The following is a 14,702-nucleotide window of genomic DNA, read 5'->3' on the forward strand; positions in this document are numbered from 1 at the left end:
TATGTCTGATCCGCAGCCGGTTTATTTAAGCGACTATCAGCCGCCCGCCTATCAAGTTACCCATACCGAGCTGACGTTTGATCTTGACCCTGCCGCAACCCGTGTTAAAGCACATCTGCAAATAGAGCGTCATCCAGGTGCTGATGCAAAGGCGCCGTTAGTGCTTAACGGAGAGCATCTAACGCTGATATCACTGGCCATAGATGGCAACCTTCTGTCTGAGGCTGCGTATCAGCTAACAGATGAGGCGCTGCGTATAGCAGATGTGCCAGAGGCGTTTACCCTGGAAAGTGAGGTAGAGCTTGCTCCCAGCAGCAACACCGCATTAGAAGGGCTTTACCAATCTAACGGCATGTATTGCACCCAGTGCGAAGCAGAAGGCTTTCGGCGGATTACTTACTACCCCGATCGTCCTGATGTGATGGCCACCTTTAAAGTAACGGTGATTGGTAACGCCACCAGTGAACCAGTGCTACTTTCCAATGGCAATCCTGTTGATCAGGGTGCGCTGGAAAATGGCCGCCACTTTGCGACGTGGGAAGATCCCCATCCGAAACCCTGCTATCTATTTGCTTTAGTCGCTGGTGACTTGCATAAGGTGGAAGATTATTTCGAGACCACGAGCGGTCGCAATGTGACGCTACAACTCTGGGTAGAGCAAGAAAACTTAGATAAGACCGAGCATGCGATGGCCTCTCTCAAGCGCGCCATGATATGGGACGAGCAGACTTACGGTCGTGAATACGATCTTGATCTGTTTATGATTGTGGCGGTGAATGACTTTAATATGGGGGCAATGGAAAACAAAGGGCTTAATATATTTAATTCCGCTGCGGTACTCACTCATCCGAATACCGCGACAGATGCCGCCTTTCAAAATGTGGAAGGTATCGTTGCCCATGAATACTTCCACAACTGGTCGGGCAATCGAGTGACCTGCCGTGACTGGTTCCAGCTCTCTTTAAAAGAAGGGTTTACCGTATTTCGCGACCAGTGTTTTTCCGCGGATACCAACTCGGCCCCCGTTAAGCGCATCCAAGACGTCTCGTTTTTCCGCACGGCTCAGTTTGCCGAAGACGCTGGGCCTACGGCGCACCCGATTCGGCCAGACCACTTTATTGAGATCACCAACTTCTACACCCTGACAATTTACGAAAAAGGCGCAGAAGTTGTCCGCATGCTGCGTAATTTGCTGGGTTGGGAAGACTTCCGTCGTGGTTCCGATCTTTATTTTGAGCGTTTTGATGGGCAGGCAGTGACCATCGAAGACTTTGTTGGCTGCATGGCTGAGGTGTCCGGTGCGGACCTTAGCCAATTTATGCGGTGGTACTCTCAGGCCGGCACCCCCGAAATTGATGCGCACGGCGAATACGATTACGCTCACGGAGAATATTGCCTTACCCTGCGTCAGCGTACCCCCGCGACCCCCGGACAATCAGATAAATTGCCGCTGCACATTCCCGTGCGCATGGGGCTGGTGGGAACTAAGTCGGGGCAGGACCTGACATTAACAATGTCAGGTGAGAAGCTTGGTAAAGACGCTGTCATTCATCTCACTGAAGATGAACAGACGTTTATCTTTACTGATGTTGCTGAAGCGCCTGTTCCTTCACTACTGCGCGATTTCTCCGCGCCCGTAAAACTTCACTTTCCCTATTCACGGGAAGACCTTGCGTTTTTGCTGACTCATGACAGCGATGGGTTTAATCGTTGGGATGCGGGACAGCGGCTTGCTATGCTGGCGTTAGACGATCTGATCGCGGCGCATCGTAATGGTGTTGAAAAGGTCATGGACAGCCGTGTTGTTGAAGCATTTAGAACACTGCTTACTGGTTCTATGAGCGACAAAGCAGTGCTTGCTGAAATGCTGACCCTACCCTCTGAAGCCTATGTTGCCGAGCAGCAGCCTATTGTTGATGTGGATGCGATACACGCCGCCCGGGAATTTGTGCGTCAGTCGTTAGCCGTTGCGCTGCGTGATGAATTTGTCGCCGTGTATAAAGCGAACCAGAGCGAAGCGCCCTACGCGCCGACGCCTGAGCAGATTGCCCAGCGTAGCCTCAAGAACGTTGCATTAACCTATTTAATGTCGATTGAGGACAATGAGGGTATTGAGCTTAGCGAAATCCAGTTCGCAGCAGAACATAACATGACGGATGTTCGGCATGCGCTCACCTTATTGGTACATAGCGATCGTGATGATATTGCATCACCTGCATTGAAAACCTTTGGTGAAAAATGGGCACACGACCCATTGGTCATGGATCAGTGGTTTACCATCCAGGTATCTCGCCCCCAGTCAGACGTCCTAGAACGTGTTCAATATCTAATGCAGCATCCTGCATTTTCAATTAAAAATCCTAATAAAGTGCGCGCGCTGATAGGTGCATTCGCTCAGAATCGGGTTAATTTCCACCGCTTAGACGGTAAGGGGTACGCGCTGTTAGCCGATGTGGTGATTGAGCTAAATCGCCTAAACCCTGAAATAGCCGCAAGGCTAGTAACACCGTTAACGCGTTGGAAGCGTTTCGATGAAGAGCGTCAACAGTTAATGCGCGATGAGCTCGTACGTATTAAGCGGGAACCACTGTCGTCCAATGTATTCGAAGTTGTTGAGAAAGCGCTGGCATAAGGTATGCCAGCGAATTAACCATGGATAGGGAATGCGCCGGTGACAGACACACAGCAGCACTATTTACTGGTTATTAATGGTAAGTCTGCCGGTAATCCGGCGCTACGCGACGCGGTTGAAGAGCAGCGTAAGACAGGGATGTCGATAACCGTCCGTTCGACCTGGGAAGGGGGCGATGCCGTTGAGTTTGCTGCCCAGGCAGTCGAGCTGGGTGCTACGCGGGTCATTGCCTGTGGTGGTGATGGCACTGTTAATGAGGTGGTTAACGGGCTTATGCGGATTGCTCATGACCAGCGCCCTGCATTAGGCATTGTGCCGTTGGGCAGTGCCAATGATTTTGCTACCTCCCTTGGCTTACCGCTAGAACCAGGGCCTGCACTCGAGGCCGCAGGGCGTTTATCTCCCTCACCGATTGATGTGATCAGAATGACCGCTCTGTTAGGCTCGGAAGAAGTGGTTAGCTATTACGTCAACATGACAACCTGCGGTTTTGGCGCTGAAATTACCTCATCAACACCCAAAACACTGAAACGCATGTTAGGCGGCGGCGCGTATTCCCTGATGGGGGCTTTAAAAGCATGGCGGCACCGTAGCTATCGCGGCACGTTGCACTGGGGAGACCAGGAGCAAGAAGCGTCGCTTTTACTTCTTGCGTTGGGCAATGGTCGCCAATCCGGTGGGGGGCAAGTGTTAGCGCCAAAAGCAAAGCTCGACGATGGTCGTTTGGATGTGTTGTTGGTCAAGGATTTTTCATCAGCAGCAGAGTTGCCGACGTTACTGAATGAACTACAGCAGTTTCCAGCAGAAGGGCGCTATGTGCGCTATTTTACTTCCACCCAGCTGTCGGTGACGACTCAGCCAGATGATGAGCCTTGGCCATTAACCTTAGACGGAGAGGCGCGTCGCTATGAGCGGTTTTGCGTCGAAGTAGTGCCGCTTGCCTTGAAAGTGCTGCTACCGAAAGGATGTTCACTGCTGACGGCCAATGATCGCCAGTAATCGTTTTTACTTTGAATCACTGTTAAGGAGAAAATCCAATGGTAAATCGCTTTTGGATGCCGCTACTGGCCAGCCTCGCGCTCCTGCTAAGCGCTTGTGGCGATGCTCAGGAAGATACTACGACTGCAAGTGAGGAGAGCACTTCTAGCAGTGACGCTGACGCCCAGCAGGTGCCTTCAGCTGCAGACGACAGCGAAGCGACGGATAGAGCGGCGAGTAATGATGATATCGACGATGATATTGAGTCGCGTCAAGCGGCAGAAGAGCTTGAAGAAGCAGAAGCGTTGAGAGAGGACGGTGCTGACGAACCGGCAGTGCCGTTCAATAACGAAGACGTGCAGGCAGGTGAAGACACTCTTGCAGCGGACCCAGAAGATGCGCTCGATGAAGCGAGTGCCATGCCTGGTGAAACTACCCGTTCAGATGTAGACGACGTTATTGCTGAAACCGAGCGCCGCTTTGAAGAAGCCCAGCGTCGCTTAGATGAACAATTTCAAGAAATAGAGCAGCAGGTACCAACTTTGGAGCCGATGGAGGGCGACGCACTAACGCCGAGTTGGGAAACGGAGTCCAGCTTGCCCGGCACGTCTGACTTGGATGAAAATTTAGAAGCTACCGATGTGGATGCGCTCATCGAAGACACTGAGCGTCGTTTTGAAGAAGCGCAAAAACGCCTGGAAGAGCAGTTTGAGGCTATCGAGCGTGAACAGCCGATCAGTGAAAGTATCAACAGCAATGAAAGTTTGAACAGTAATGAAAGCGTGAACGGTAATGAAAGCGTGGACGGTAATGAAAGCGTGGATAGTGTTAGTGCAGAGCAGGAAGCTGAGCGTGCTCAGGAGTAATGGGCTTGCATTATCAGTAGATACAAATAAGGCCCGCTGCTTGAACGGGCCTTGTTTCATTCCTCCGACGTTAGACCGGACGAATACTAGAAGCCTGAAGGCCTTTTTTACCCTGCGTTACCTCAAAGCTGACTTTTTGACCGTCTTGCAAGGTCTTAAAGCCTTCAGCTTGAATTTCGGAGAAGTGGGCAAACAGATCGTCACCGCCATCATCAGGAGAGATGAAGCCGTAACCTTTGGTTTCGTTGAACCACTTGACAGTGCCAGTCGCCATCGTCCATATCCTTAACATGCTTAATGATTGAGCAAGCATCCACTATGAATACCTACAAAACCAATGTAGAAGCAAATAATTCAGACGTCCAGTTGCGGTGTTAAGATTTTTTAACTTTTTGTGGGCTTGTTCTTATGATGCAAATCAGCTTTGTCGATGCACAGTTTGTCTCGTTTCTAGTGGCGATAACGCTGCTATCAATAAGCCCAGGAGTTGATACGCTGTTAGTTATCCGCAATACCGCCCGCGGTGGCGTTAGAGATGGTATTGCCACAAGTATTGCTATTTGCTGCGGACTGTTTGTCCACGCAACGATCTCCGCCTTGGGTATTTCGCTCATATTGCTGCAGTCAGCTTGGGCATTTCATATGCTCAAGTTGGTGGGGGCGGCTTATTTGATTTGGCTAGGTATTTCCAGCCTGCTGGCGGCGCGTCGTGGCACTCCCTTGCCTGTACGAGGCGTTATGCAAAGTGGGTCGCCCGTGCCGTTTTGGCAACCTATCAAAGAGGGGTTGCTTTCCAATGTGTTGAACCCAAAAACCGTGGTGTTCTACATGGCATTTTTACCCCAATTTATTTCGCCTGCTGACCCAGCGCTGCTGAAATCGCTATGGCTTGCAGGGGTTCATTTTTTGATTGCCAATATCTGGCAAATAGGCGTGGTATTAATGGTGGGTGGGGCAAGCAAATGGCTAGCCAGTGCTCGTTTTGCACAAACGTTAAATGCCGCTACCGGCGTAGTGCTGGTGATGTTTGGCGTTCGTTTGGCGTTAGAACAACGCCCGGTTTAACCGGGCGCTAAGTCACTGGGGATTATCGAATTTATCGATTTACAAGCAGCGCCCGATCGTAGCGAACGGCCTGCTCGCGCTCACTAAGAAGCGAGACGCCTTCACTATTGCCGCCGTTCGCTAGGCTTTCAAAAATAACCCGATAACTCAACACGGCTTGTACATAATCTCGAGTCTCTCGGAAAGGAATGCTTTCTACAAAAAGATCAAATGCTTCCATGCTGTTGCTGCCAAGCCATTGATCCACCCGGCCTGGTCCTGCGTTATAAGCGGCAGTGGCGGCCAACCGATTGCCTTGATAGCGTTCTAGCTTGTCACGCAAGTAAGTGCTGCCCAACCGAATATTAAGTTCAGGCTCCAAAACGCCGTAGGGCCCTGGGTCATTTATCCCGAGTTGACGGCTAACCTGGCTGGCAGTCCCTGGCATTAACTGCATTAATCCACGGGCACCGGCAGGCGAAAGGGCGACTGGGTTATAAGCGCTTTCACGACGGGTGATGGCCATTAGTAAATAAGGATCGACCCCGGTTACGCGGCCCCAATGTAAAAAACTGTCCCGATAAGCTGCAGGAAAACGCCAGTCCAGCGCGTCCCACATTTCAGCCGCAATCGTGGTTTGTACCAAACGCGCATGCCATTGCTGGTGAGCGGCGTAATCGGCGAGCGCTCGTGCCTGGTAAGGCGTGCCATTCTGTACTGCATGTAGCCACTCGCTGTTGGCTAATCCATCTTCTCCGATACGCAAGAGGGCTTCAGCGCGCTGAACAACCGGCAGGCGTGCTGTTTGTGCTCTGGTAGCTTCGTCGAAATGGTTGCGCTCTAAGTTTAGCTGGTAGGGTTGGTTGAGTTTTTCTGCAGCAGCAAAGCCATAAAAACTACGGTCGGTGGCCGCTTGCTGGTAACGCGCTATCGCTGTTTCGCGATTGCCCAGTTGTTCATTTGCTCTTGCTAGCCAGTACTGCCAGCGGCTATTTTCCTGCTGGCTGCTAGGCATTTCGGCGATCCAGTGCACGACATCGGTCCACTGTCTTTTAGCCAGTGCATCGCGAACGCGCAGCTCTAAAACGCGCTCGCTATTCAGCGAGGGCAGCACGCTGTCGACCCAGTTCAGAGTGCCTGGAACGTTGCGCACAAGCGCATAAAACGCGAGTTCTTCTTCAATTGCTTGGCGGTCAGTATTGGCCAAGTTGAGGCGTGGCCCAATGGTTTGCCAAGTGGAGAAAGCAGCAGGTGTGTTTTCTCGCGTGTAGCGTTGCATTGCAGCTTTGTAAAACGCCGCTGTGGCAGCACACTGGGGGCCAAGACAGGTAGGCGCTGAGGCAAGTGCGCTTGATGAGTTATTGACAGTGTCGGCTGTATTCACTGCTGTTTGCCACTGACTATTCAGCAACCCGCTCAGATAGCTGCTTAAGCGCTCTTCACCCGCTTGCCAAGCGAGCATTTTACGCTCCCAAATTGCCGTGGCATCGATGGTGCCATCCGCGCGAAGGCGATTAAACAGGGAATCGCAGGCATCAGGCTGAGAGCTACCCACGCGCCATAGCTCAAGCCCCGCTCCACGCGCTTCATTAGGTGCCCTATCCAAGAGAGCGGTGTAGTAGTAACACTGACGAGCAGTACCCGCTGGCGCGCCATCAGCAACGGCGAGTAGGTTGCCAAACCGTCCCGCGTAGCCATACTTTTCTATCGCTTGACCACGCATCCATTCTGATAGCGGTGAATCCGCATGGCGTTCGATAAACTGCAGCACTTGACTGGGTGCTGCATTAGGCAGTTGGCTACGTAGACGATGGTAGTCAACGTAGCCGCTGAGGATATGTCCTTCAATTGAACGGTCATTGATCTGATGCCACTGCTGTTGGCGTGCAGCTTCAAGTGCTTCGCGCATCGCTGCGTCAGAGGTTGCCCAGGAGGCTGTTGGTATACTGATGAATACCGCCGCACATAGGCTGCGAAACGTTAAACGAAATGGCGAAGCTTGCATGGCACTCCCTCTTGCTTGCGAATAGTTTCTAGCCAGTATCTTGCTAAGATAATGAACTAAATGTGGCGACAAAGTTCTGACCATGTTGATACCAGGAGGATTCAATAAACATGGCACGAATGTCTACGTGGTGGCTGTTTCGCCGACTCAAAACCCGTGTATGGGCTGTGAAACGCATTGGTCGTGCGCTAAAACTTTTTTTGCCTATGACGCGTGACGTGCTGAAGGGTAATTTTCGCCCTATTCCTTGGTCGGCATTTGGTCTGATGGCACTAGCGCTTGCTTATCTTGTCATGCCTTTTGATTTTATTCCCGATTTTCTGGTAATGATTGGCATAGTTGATGATGTTTTGATTGTGGGTTGGCTGCTCAATCGCGTCGATGATCAGCTGTCAGAATATCGCCATTGGAAATATCCAGAGAAAACGCCAGCAGCTTCTTCTCACTCACCTTCTTGAAATCCCACCGCTTATCCCCATATTGAGATCACAACCTTTTTCGCTCTTGCCCGCCAGTGGGCAGGAGTGCCAAGCAAAACGTGATTAATGAGGGCTAAGCGCATGACAACGGCGACCCACGAAGAAACCCTTGGCTTTCAAACGGAAGTTAAGCAACTCTTGAACTTAATGATTAACTCCCTGTATTCCAATCGGGAGATTTTCTTACGCGAGCTGATTTCTAACTCAGCTGATGCCTGTGACAAGCTGCGTTATGCCGCGCTTGATAACGATGCGCTTTATGAGGGTGACAGCGAGCTGCGTATCGAAATTGAGCACGATCGTGAGGCTAACACCATTACGCTACGCGATAATGGAATTGGCATGAATCGTGAGGATGTTATCGCGAACCTGGGCACTATCGCGCGTTCAGGCACCGCAGAGTTTCTTAAGCAACTCTCCGGCGAGCAACAAAAAGACGCCAAGCTGATTGGTCAGTTCGGGGTAGGTTTTTACTCTGGATTTATCGTTGCTGATGAAGTGGCTGTGCGTACCCGCAAGGCCGGCACTGACGCCTCCGAAGGGGTCGAGTGGCGCTCGAAAGGTGAGGGTGAATTCACCGTTGCTGATATTGAACGTGATACTCACGGCACTGAAATCACGCTGCATCTTAAAGACGATGCCAAAGAGTTCGCTGACGACTACCGCCTGCAAAGCCTAGTACGCAAATACTCCGACCATATTGAAGTGCCGGTGCGTATGCCGAAAGTTGAAACGGCGAAGGACGACGAAGGCAACGATATTGAAGGCAGTGAAATTACCACGTGGGAAACGGTCAACGAAGCGACCGCGTTATGGGCGCGTCCGAAAAGTGATGTTTCTGAGGACGAGTACAAAGCATTTTATAAGCACGTTGCTCACGATTTTAGTGACCCGCTGACCTGGAGCCACAATAAGGTCGAAGGCAAGCTGGAATATACCAGCCTGCTTTACGTACCGGGCCGTGCACCGTTCGACATGTTTGACCGTGATGGCGCAAGGGGCATTAAGCTCTATGTTCAGCGTGTGTTCATTATGGACGACGCGGAACAGTTCCTGCCCCTGTACCTGCGTTTTATCAAGGGCGTATTAGACACCCGTGATCTCTCTCTGAACGTCTCTCGTGAATTGCTTCAGCAAGACCCTAAAGTTGATAAGATCAAAGGTGCGTTGACTAAGCGCGCACTGGATATGCTCAAGAAGCTGGCTAAAGACAATGAGCAGTACCAAACCTTCTGGAACACGTTCGGCAGCGTGCTAAAAGAGGGGCCTGGTGAAGATGCCGCCAATCGCGAAAAGATTGCTGGCCTGCTGCGTTTTGCTTCAACGCATACCGATACTGCCGCCCAGGAGAGTTCTCTGGCCGGCTACGTTGAGCGCATGAAGGAAGGCCAGAAGAAAATTTACTACGTGGTAGCCGACAGCTTTAATGCGGCAAAAAATAGCCCGCACCTAGAGATCTTCCGTAAGAAAGGTATTGAGGTACTGTTGTTATCAGACCGTGTTGATGAGTGGCTAATGAGCCATCTTACTGAGTTTGAAGGTAAATCCTTTGCCGATGTGGCCAAAGGTGAATTAGATCTTGGCGATGTGGAAGATGAGGAAGAGAAGAAAGCCCAGGCAGAAACGGCTAAAGCCAAAGAAGACCTAGTTAAGCGCGTGAAGGAAGCGTTGAGCGATGGTGTACAGGAAGTGAAAATTACCCACCGCCTAACCGATTCACCTGCCTGTGTGGTGCTTCCTGAGCATGAAATGGGCTATCAGATGCGTCGGATTATGGAAGCTGCAGGCCAACCAATGCCTGAGGTGAAGCCAATTCTGGAACTGAATCCCGATCATGCCCTGGTGGCGCGTTTGGAAAATGCTGAAGGCGATCTATTTGGCCAGTTAGCTCACATTTTACTGGATCAAGCGATCATCGCTGAAGGGGGGCATCTTGACGACCCCGCTGCCTATGTTAAGCGGCTTAATAGTGTCTTAACGGCATAGTGTCTTAACGACTATATTAACGGCGTAATGATCCAGTCGTTGGATGATGCGGCCCGCTTGGATATCCAAGCGGGCCGCTTGTTTTAATAGAGATGATGGTAAAGTGTAAGTATTAAACGCACGAGACCAATGATCAGGATATCGTCATGGCTGATGAACAGCAGATGAATGTTGCGGTGCTGGGGGGCGGAAGTTTTGGTACCGCTCTGGCGAGTATTGCCGCAGATAATGGCGCAAAGGTGCGCCAATGGATGCGCGATGAAGCGTTGGTGACGCAAATAAACCAAGAGCATCGTAATGGGCGCTACCTGCCACATTACGTGATTAATTCCGCTGTTGTTGCATCCACAGATTTTCAAACAGTACTTGAAGGCGCTGAGTTAGTATTGATTGCCATTCCTTCCAAGGCATTTCGCAGCGTTGTCCAGGCTGCCAAACCCTGGTTAACCCCAGAGCAAATTCTGGTCAGCACCACTAAAGGTATCGAGCAGGATAGCTTTCTGCTGATGAGTCAGGTGCTTGAGCAGGAAACAGGGTTTCCCCATATTGGCGTGATAGCGGGGCCTAACTTAGCGTCCGAAATCGCCGATAAACAGCTGACTGCTACCGTTATTGCTAGCGCCGATGCGCTTACCAGAACGCGGGTACAGCAAGCGTTAGGCTGTCGCTATTTTCGCGTTTATGCCAGCAATGATCGTCATGGCGTCGAGTTGGGTGGGGCACTTAAGAACATCTACGCGATAGCGGCAGGCATGGCAGCAGCGCTGGGAATGGGGGAAAACACGCGAAGCATGCTGATGACGCGGGCACTTGCTGAAATGAGCCGTTTTGCCGTCGCGCAGGGCGCTAACCCGATGACGTTTTTGGGCTTAGCTGGCGTCGGTGATTTAATCGTTACCTGCTCCTCGAACCTATCCCGCAACTATCGGGTTGGCTTCGCCATGGGGGAAGGGCGAGGCCTTGATGAGGCGGTGTCGGCACTCGGCCAAGTGGCGGAAGGGGTAAATACGGTCAAGCTTGTTTGCGCTAAAGCGCGTGAAATGGGCGTTTATATGCCGCTGGCTGAGGGCTTAGATCGCGTGCTATTTGAAGGAGTTCCAGCTCAGGAGATGGCGCGTACCCTGATGATGGGTGAGCAAAGCAGTGATGTGGAGTTTATTTTACCTCGCGAAGCCGTTCAGCAGGCCCATCGTGACCAAGCTCCTCACAACAGGGGAGGCAAGCATGCCTGATGTGCTGATCATGCGGCACGGCGAGGCCGCGTCGGGCTTTCCTGATCAGGCGCGCCGATTAACTCCTCGCGGTGAGCTGGAAACTGAGAAAATGGCGCGTTGGCTGGCGCAGCGTGTTGAGCGAGGCGAGCTAGCGTTGCCAGCACTGTATGCAAGCCCTTATGTACGTGCCCAGCAAACCGCCCAGCGGATCTGCGATGCCTTAGGCGTGTCGCTAAACACCCTGTCGTTTATAACACCGGAAGATCCGCCTGTTGAAGTCAGTGAGTGGTTGCTAAATCGTTCGGAAGTTACCCCGATTATGTTGGTCAGCCATATGCCACTAGTGGGTGAGCTGGCGGGGTTGTTAGTAGAGGGCGCTCCGAGCCAGGGGATTGGTTTTCCTACCGCGGCTATTGCAGAGTTGGAGGCTGACGTGTGGGCCTCTGGTTGTGCTCAGCTAAAACGCTTTACTCAACCAAGTCAGCTGTTTTAGCGTTTTGAAGGGCAAAAAAAGCGGCTGCCTTGGCAGCCGCTTTGACGTTGATGTTAGTTAGTCGACGTTACAGCAGAGCGTCCAGCTTCTCTTTAAGCAAGCCATTTACCTGCTGCGGATTTGCCGTACCACGAGACGCCTTCATGACTTGGCCAACGAAGTAGCCAATCATTTTGCCGCGCTTATCTGGCTCGGAGTCGCGATACTGAGCAACTTGAGCAGGGCTTTCTGCGATTACCTGATCAATCATCACTTCGATTGCACCGGTATCGGTTACCTGCTTCAGACCTTTCGCATCGATGACGGCATCGGCGCTATCGCCTTGGCCATTCCATAGCGCTTGGAAGACTTGCTTAGCGGCCTTGCCGTTAATGGTGTCATCCAGCACGCGATTAATCAGTTCGCCGAGCTGGCGCGCGGAAACAGGGCTGTTCTGAATGCTCAGATTTTCACGATTCAGCGCACCTGAAAGCTCACCTTGTACCCAGTTGGCAGCTTGTTTAGCATCACCGCACACCTGCTGTACTTCTTCGAAAAACTCAGCCATTTCTCGGCTGGCAGACAGCACATGAGCATCATAGGCTGACAGGCCCAGTTCAGCCTGGAAACGCGCACGCTTGTCGGCGGGAAGCTCTGGCAGCTGGCTGCGAAGGTGATCAAGATAGGCTTGATCCAGTACCACAGGTAATAGATCTGGGCAGGGGAAGTAGCGATAGTCGTTGGCTTCTTCCTTGGTACGCATACTCCGCGTTTCATCGCGTTCTGGATCAAACAGGCGGGTTTCCTGCACGACCTTGCCACCGTCTTCAATTAGCTCAATCTGGCGCTCAACTTCAAAGGCAATGGCGCGCTCAACAAAGCGGAATGAGTTAACGTTCTTAATTTCCGCTCGCGTACCGAAAGCTTCTTGGCCCTTGGGACGCACTGAAACGTTAACATCACAGCGCATTGAGCCTTCCGCCATGTTGCCGTCGGAAATGCCTAAATACGTCACAATAGAGTGAATCGCTTTGAGGTACGCAGCGGCCTCTTTTGCGCTGCGCATATCCGGCTCGGAGACGATTTCCAGCAGCGGTGTGCCGGCCCGGTTAAGGTCGATGCCTGTCATGCCGTGGAAGTCTTCGTGTAGAGACTTGCCTGCATCTTCCTCAAGATGGGCATGATGAATACGAATACGCTTGGTCGATTCGTCATCCAACGTGATTTCGACATCTCCCGCGCCTACGATCGGATGATACATCTGGCTGGTTTGGTAGCCCTTGGGCAAATCCGGATAGAAGTAGTTTTTTCGGTCGAACACCGATACTTCAGGAATATCCGCATGAACCGCAAGCCCAAACTGAACAGCCATGGCGACGGCTTGCTCATTCAGCACAGGTAGAACGCCGGGTAAGCCAAGGTCAACAGCACAGGCTTGGGTGTTGGGTTCAGCGCCAAAGGCGGTGGAGGCGCCGGAGAAAATTTTTGAACGAGTCGCGAGCTGAACGTGAACTTCCAGCCCAATCACGGTTTCCCATTGCATTAGGCAATCTCCTCGGCAAAAGCAGGGCGTTGTAGGTGCCAATCAGTGGCTTGCTGGAACTGGTGTGCCACGTTTAGCAGTTGCGCTTCTGCAAAGTGGGTGCCCAGAATTTGCAGGCCGACTGGGCGACCATTGGAAAAGCCTGCAGGGACACTAATGCCAGGAATGCCGGCTAAGTTGACAGCAATGGTGTAAATATCTTGAAGATACATAGACACCGGATCTTTCTTAGCACCAAGATCGAACGCGGGCGTTGGCGATGCTGGCCCCATCAGTACGTCTACATCTTCAAAGGCGTCCAGAAAGTCCTGTCGAATTAACCGACGGACTTTTTGTGCCTTGGTGTAGTAGGCGTCAAAGAAGCCTTCAGAAAGGGTGTGCGTGCCAATTAAAATGCGCCGTTTCACCTCATCCCCGAAGCCTTCCGCACGAGACCGGGTATAGAGATCAATAAGGTCAGCCGGTGCATCGCAGCGGTGCCCAAAACGTACGCCATCATAGCGGGAGAGGTTTGAGGATGCCTCGGCGGGGGCGATAACGTAATAAGCGGGTATCGCATAGTGGGTATGCGGCAGGCTTACTTCGCGTACGGTCGCCCCAAGTGATTCATAAACTTTTACCGCCTCAAGAACAGCTTTTTCGACGTCAGCATCTAAGCCATCGCCAAAGTACTCTTTTGGTAGGCCGATTTTTAGCCCGGAAAGAGGTGCGTTGAGCGTTTCGGTGTAGTCGGGAACGCCGCGGGACACGCTAGTGGAATCGCGGACGTCATGCCCAGCAATCACATTAAGTAAATGCGCGCAGTCCTCAGCGCTTTTCGCCATTGGGCCAGCCTGATCGAGGCTAGACGCATAGGCAATAATGCCATAGCGAGAAACGCGGCCATACGTAGGCTTCAAGCCGGTGATGCCACAAAAAGCCGCTGGCTGGCGAATAGAGCCGCCGGTATCCGTGCCCATTGCTGCAGGTACAAGGCCCGCTGCAACGGCTGCGGCGCTGCCACCTGAACTGCCGCCGGGAACCGCAGTAAGGTCCCAGGGATTTTTTACCGCACCAAAATAGCTACTTTCATTGGAAGAGCCCATCGCGAACTCATCCATGTTAGTTTTGCCCAAGCTAATGGTGCCTGCCGCGTTGAGTTTTTCTACCACGGTGGCGCTGTAGGGCGCGATAAAATTATCAAGCATTTTCGAGCCGCAACTGGTCTTAATCCCTTGAGTACAAAAGATATCTTTCAGTGCGAATGGAATGCCTGTTAGCTTGCCAGCCTTGCCTGCTGCACGAGCATTGTCGGCAGCCTCTGCCTGATTAAGTGCTTGCTCGGCGGTGACAGTAATAAAGCTATTGAGCGTGCCGTCAGCTTTCTCAATACGCTGTAAAAAGTGTGAAGTCAGCTCTCGGCTGGAAAGTTCACCGCTTTTCAGGGCGGCGGCAAGCTGCGTTACGGTTTTATCATGCATGACCCGGAAGCTCCGTTCGGGGG

At 52.0% G+C, this 14,702-nt stretch carries 12 protein-coding genes; 8 read left to right on the forward strand and 4 right to left on the reverse strand.

The window, feature by feature from the left end; genetic code table 11:
* The first annotated feature begins 1 nt into the window (after position 1).
* From pepN to ELY33_RS05220, 3 genes are read left to right on the forward strand one after another with little or no spacing between them, the layout of a single operon-like run.
* Positions 2–2,632 carry an aminopeptidase N gene (gene pepN, locus ELY33_RS05210; RefSeq protein WP_126944964.1) on the forward strand — a complete coding sequence of 877 codons (2,631 nt, stop codon included), beginning with the start codon at positions 2–4 and terminating at the stop codon, positions 2,630–2,632.
* Positions 2,633–2,671: 39 nt separating this feature from the next.
* A complete protein-coding gene (gene yegS, locus ELY33_RS05215) occupies positions 2,672–3,631 on the forward strand; it encodes a lipid kinase YegS (RefSeq protein ID WP_126944967.1) in 960 nt (319 codons plus the stop codon).
* Positions 3,632–3,669: 38 nt separating this feature from the next.
* On the forward strand, positions 3,670–4,476 hold the full coding sequence (locus tag ELY33_RS05220; RefSeq protein ID WP_126944970.1) for a hypothetical protein: 807 nt from the start codon (positions 3,670–3,672) through the stop codon (positions 4,474–4,476).
* 70 nt (positions 4,477–4,546) lie between these two features.
* Here ELY33_RS05220 and ELY33_RS05225 read toward each other — a convergent pair whose 3' ends face one another.
* Positions 4,547–4,750, reverse strand: a complete 204-nt coding sequence (locus ELY33_RS05225) for a cold-shock protein (RefSeq protein ID WP_126944973.1) — start codon at positions 4,748–4,750, stop codon at positions 4,547–4,549.
* A 134-nt stretch (positions 4,751–4,884) separates the two neighbouring features.
* On the opposite strand from ELY33_RS05225, the gene ELY33_RS05230 reads away from it, so the two are divergent.
* A complete protein-coding gene (locus ELY33_RS05230; RefSeq protein WP_126944976.1) occupies positions 4,885–5,541 on the forward strand; it encodes a LysE family translocator in 657 nt (218 codons plus the stop codon).
* 31 nt (positions 5,542–5,572) lie between these two features.
* Here ELY33_RS05230 and ELY33_RS05235 read toward each other — a convergent pair whose 3' ends face one another.
* Positions 5,573–7,525, reverse strand: coding sequence for a transglycosylase SLT domain-containing protein (locus tag ELY33_RS05235; RefSeq protein ID WP_126944979.1), 1,953 nt, complete (start codon positions 7,523–7,525; stop codon positions 5,573–5,575).
* Positions 7,526–7,635: 110 nt separating this feature from the next.
* On the opposite strand from ELY33_RS05235, the gene ELY33_RS05240 reads away from it, so the two are divergent.
* From ELY33_RS05240 to sixA, 4 genes are all read left to right on the forward strand, one after another.
* The gene (locus ELY33_RS05240) at positions 7,636–7,983 is read left to right on the forward strand and encodes a YkvA family protein (RefSeq protein WP_126944982.1); all 348 of its coding nucleotides are present in this window, start codon (positions 7,636–7,638) and stop codon (positions 7,981–7,983) included.
* 102 nt (positions 7,984–8,085) lie between these two features.
* Complete coding sequence (gene htpG, locus ELY33_RS05245; protein WP_126944985.1) at positions 8,086–9,990, forward strand: molecular chaperone HtpG; 1,905 nt, start codon at positions 8,086–8,088, stop codon at positions 9,988–9,990.
* Between the two features lie 146 nt (positions 9,991–10,136).
* A complete protein-coding gene (locus ELY33_RS05250; RefSeq protein WP_126944988.1) occupies positions 10,137–11,222 on the forward strand; it encodes an NAD(P)H-dependent glycerol-3-phosphate dehydrogenase in 1,086 nt (361 codons plus the stop codon).
* Positions 11,215–11,697 carry a phosphohistidine phosphatase SixA gene (gene sixA / locus ELY33_RS05255; protein WP_126944991.1) on the forward strand — a complete coding sequence of 161 codons (483 nt, stop codon included), beginning with the start codon at positions 11,215–11,217 and terminating at the stop codon, positions 11,695–11,697. The genes ELY33_RS05250 and sixA overlap by 8 nt, the downstream gene beginning before the upstream one ends.
* Positions 11,698–11,764: 67 nt before the next feature.
* Here the strand turns inward: sixA and gatB are convergent, their stop codons facing one another.
* Entirely contained in the window at positions 11,765–13,219 is a 1,455-nt protein-coding gene (gene gatB / locus ELY33_RS05260; protein WP_126944994.1) for an Asp-tRNA(Asn)/Glu-tRNA(Gln) amidotransferase subunit GatB, read from the reverse strand.
* Positions 13,219–14,679 (reverse strand): Asp-tRNA(Asn)/Glu-tRNA(Gln) amidotransferase subunit GatA, encoded by a 1,461-nt coding sequence (gene gatA, locus ELY33_RS05265; RefSeq protein ID WP_126944997.1) that lies wholly within the window; start codon positions 14,677–14,679, stop codon positions 13,219–13,221. Before gatA ends, gatB begins: the two co-directional genes overlap by 1 nt.
* Positions 14,680–14,702: the final 23 nt, after the last annotated feature.

It is taken from the genome of Vreelandella andesensis (genome assembly GCF_003989795.1).
In the GTDB taxonomy this organism is placed as follows: domain Bacteria; phylum Pseudomonadota; class Gammaproteobacteria; order Pseudomonadales; family Halomonadaceae; genus Vreelandella; species Vreelandella andesensis.

Bases quoted from the DNA above. Each gene is read 5' to 3' on its own strand.
- ELY33_RS05225 (WP_126944973.1), bottom strand. From the start codon at position 4,750: ATGGCGACTGGCACTGTCAAGTGGTTCAACGAAACCAAAGGTTACGGC.
- ELY33_RS05235 (WP_126944979.1), bottom strand. From the start codon at position 7,525: ATGCAAGCTTCGCCATTTCGTTTAACGTTTCGCAGCCTATGTGCGGCG.
- gatA (WP_126944997.1), bottom strand. From the start codon at position 14,679: ATGCATGATAAAACCGTAACGCAGCTTGCCGCCGCCCTGAAAAGCGGT.
- gatB (WP_126944994.1), bottom strand. From the start codon at position 13,219: ATGCAATGGGAAACCGTGATTGGGCTGGAAGTTCACGTTCAGCTCGCG.
- ELY33_RS05220 (WP_126944970.1), top strand. From the start codon at position 3,670: ATGGTAAATCGCTTTTGGATGCCGCTACTGGCCAGCCTCGCGCTCCTG.
- ELY33_RS05250 (WP_126944988.1), top strand. From the start codon at position 10,137: ATGGCTGATGAACAGCAGATGAATGTTGCGGTGCTGGGGGGCGGAAGT.
- sixA (WP_126944991.1), top strand. From the start codon at position 11,215: ATGCCTGATGTGCTGATCATGCGGCACGGCGAGGCCGCGTCGGGCTTT.
- pepN (WP_126944964.1), top strand. From the start codon at position 2: ATGTCTGATCCGCAGCCGGTTTATTTAAGCGACTATCAGCCGCCCGCC.
- ELY33_RS05230 (WP_126944976.1), top strand. From the start codon at position 4,885: ATGATGCAAATCAGCTTTGTCGATGCACAGTTTGTCTCGTTTCTAGTG.
- ELY33_RS05240 (WP_126944982.1), top strand. From the start codon at position 7,636: ATGGCACGAATGTCTACGTGGTGGCTGTTTCGCCGACTCAAAACCCGT.
- htpG (WP_126944985.1), top strand. From the start codon at position 8,086: ATGACAACGGCGACCCACGAAGAAACCCTTGGCTTTCAAACGGAAGTT.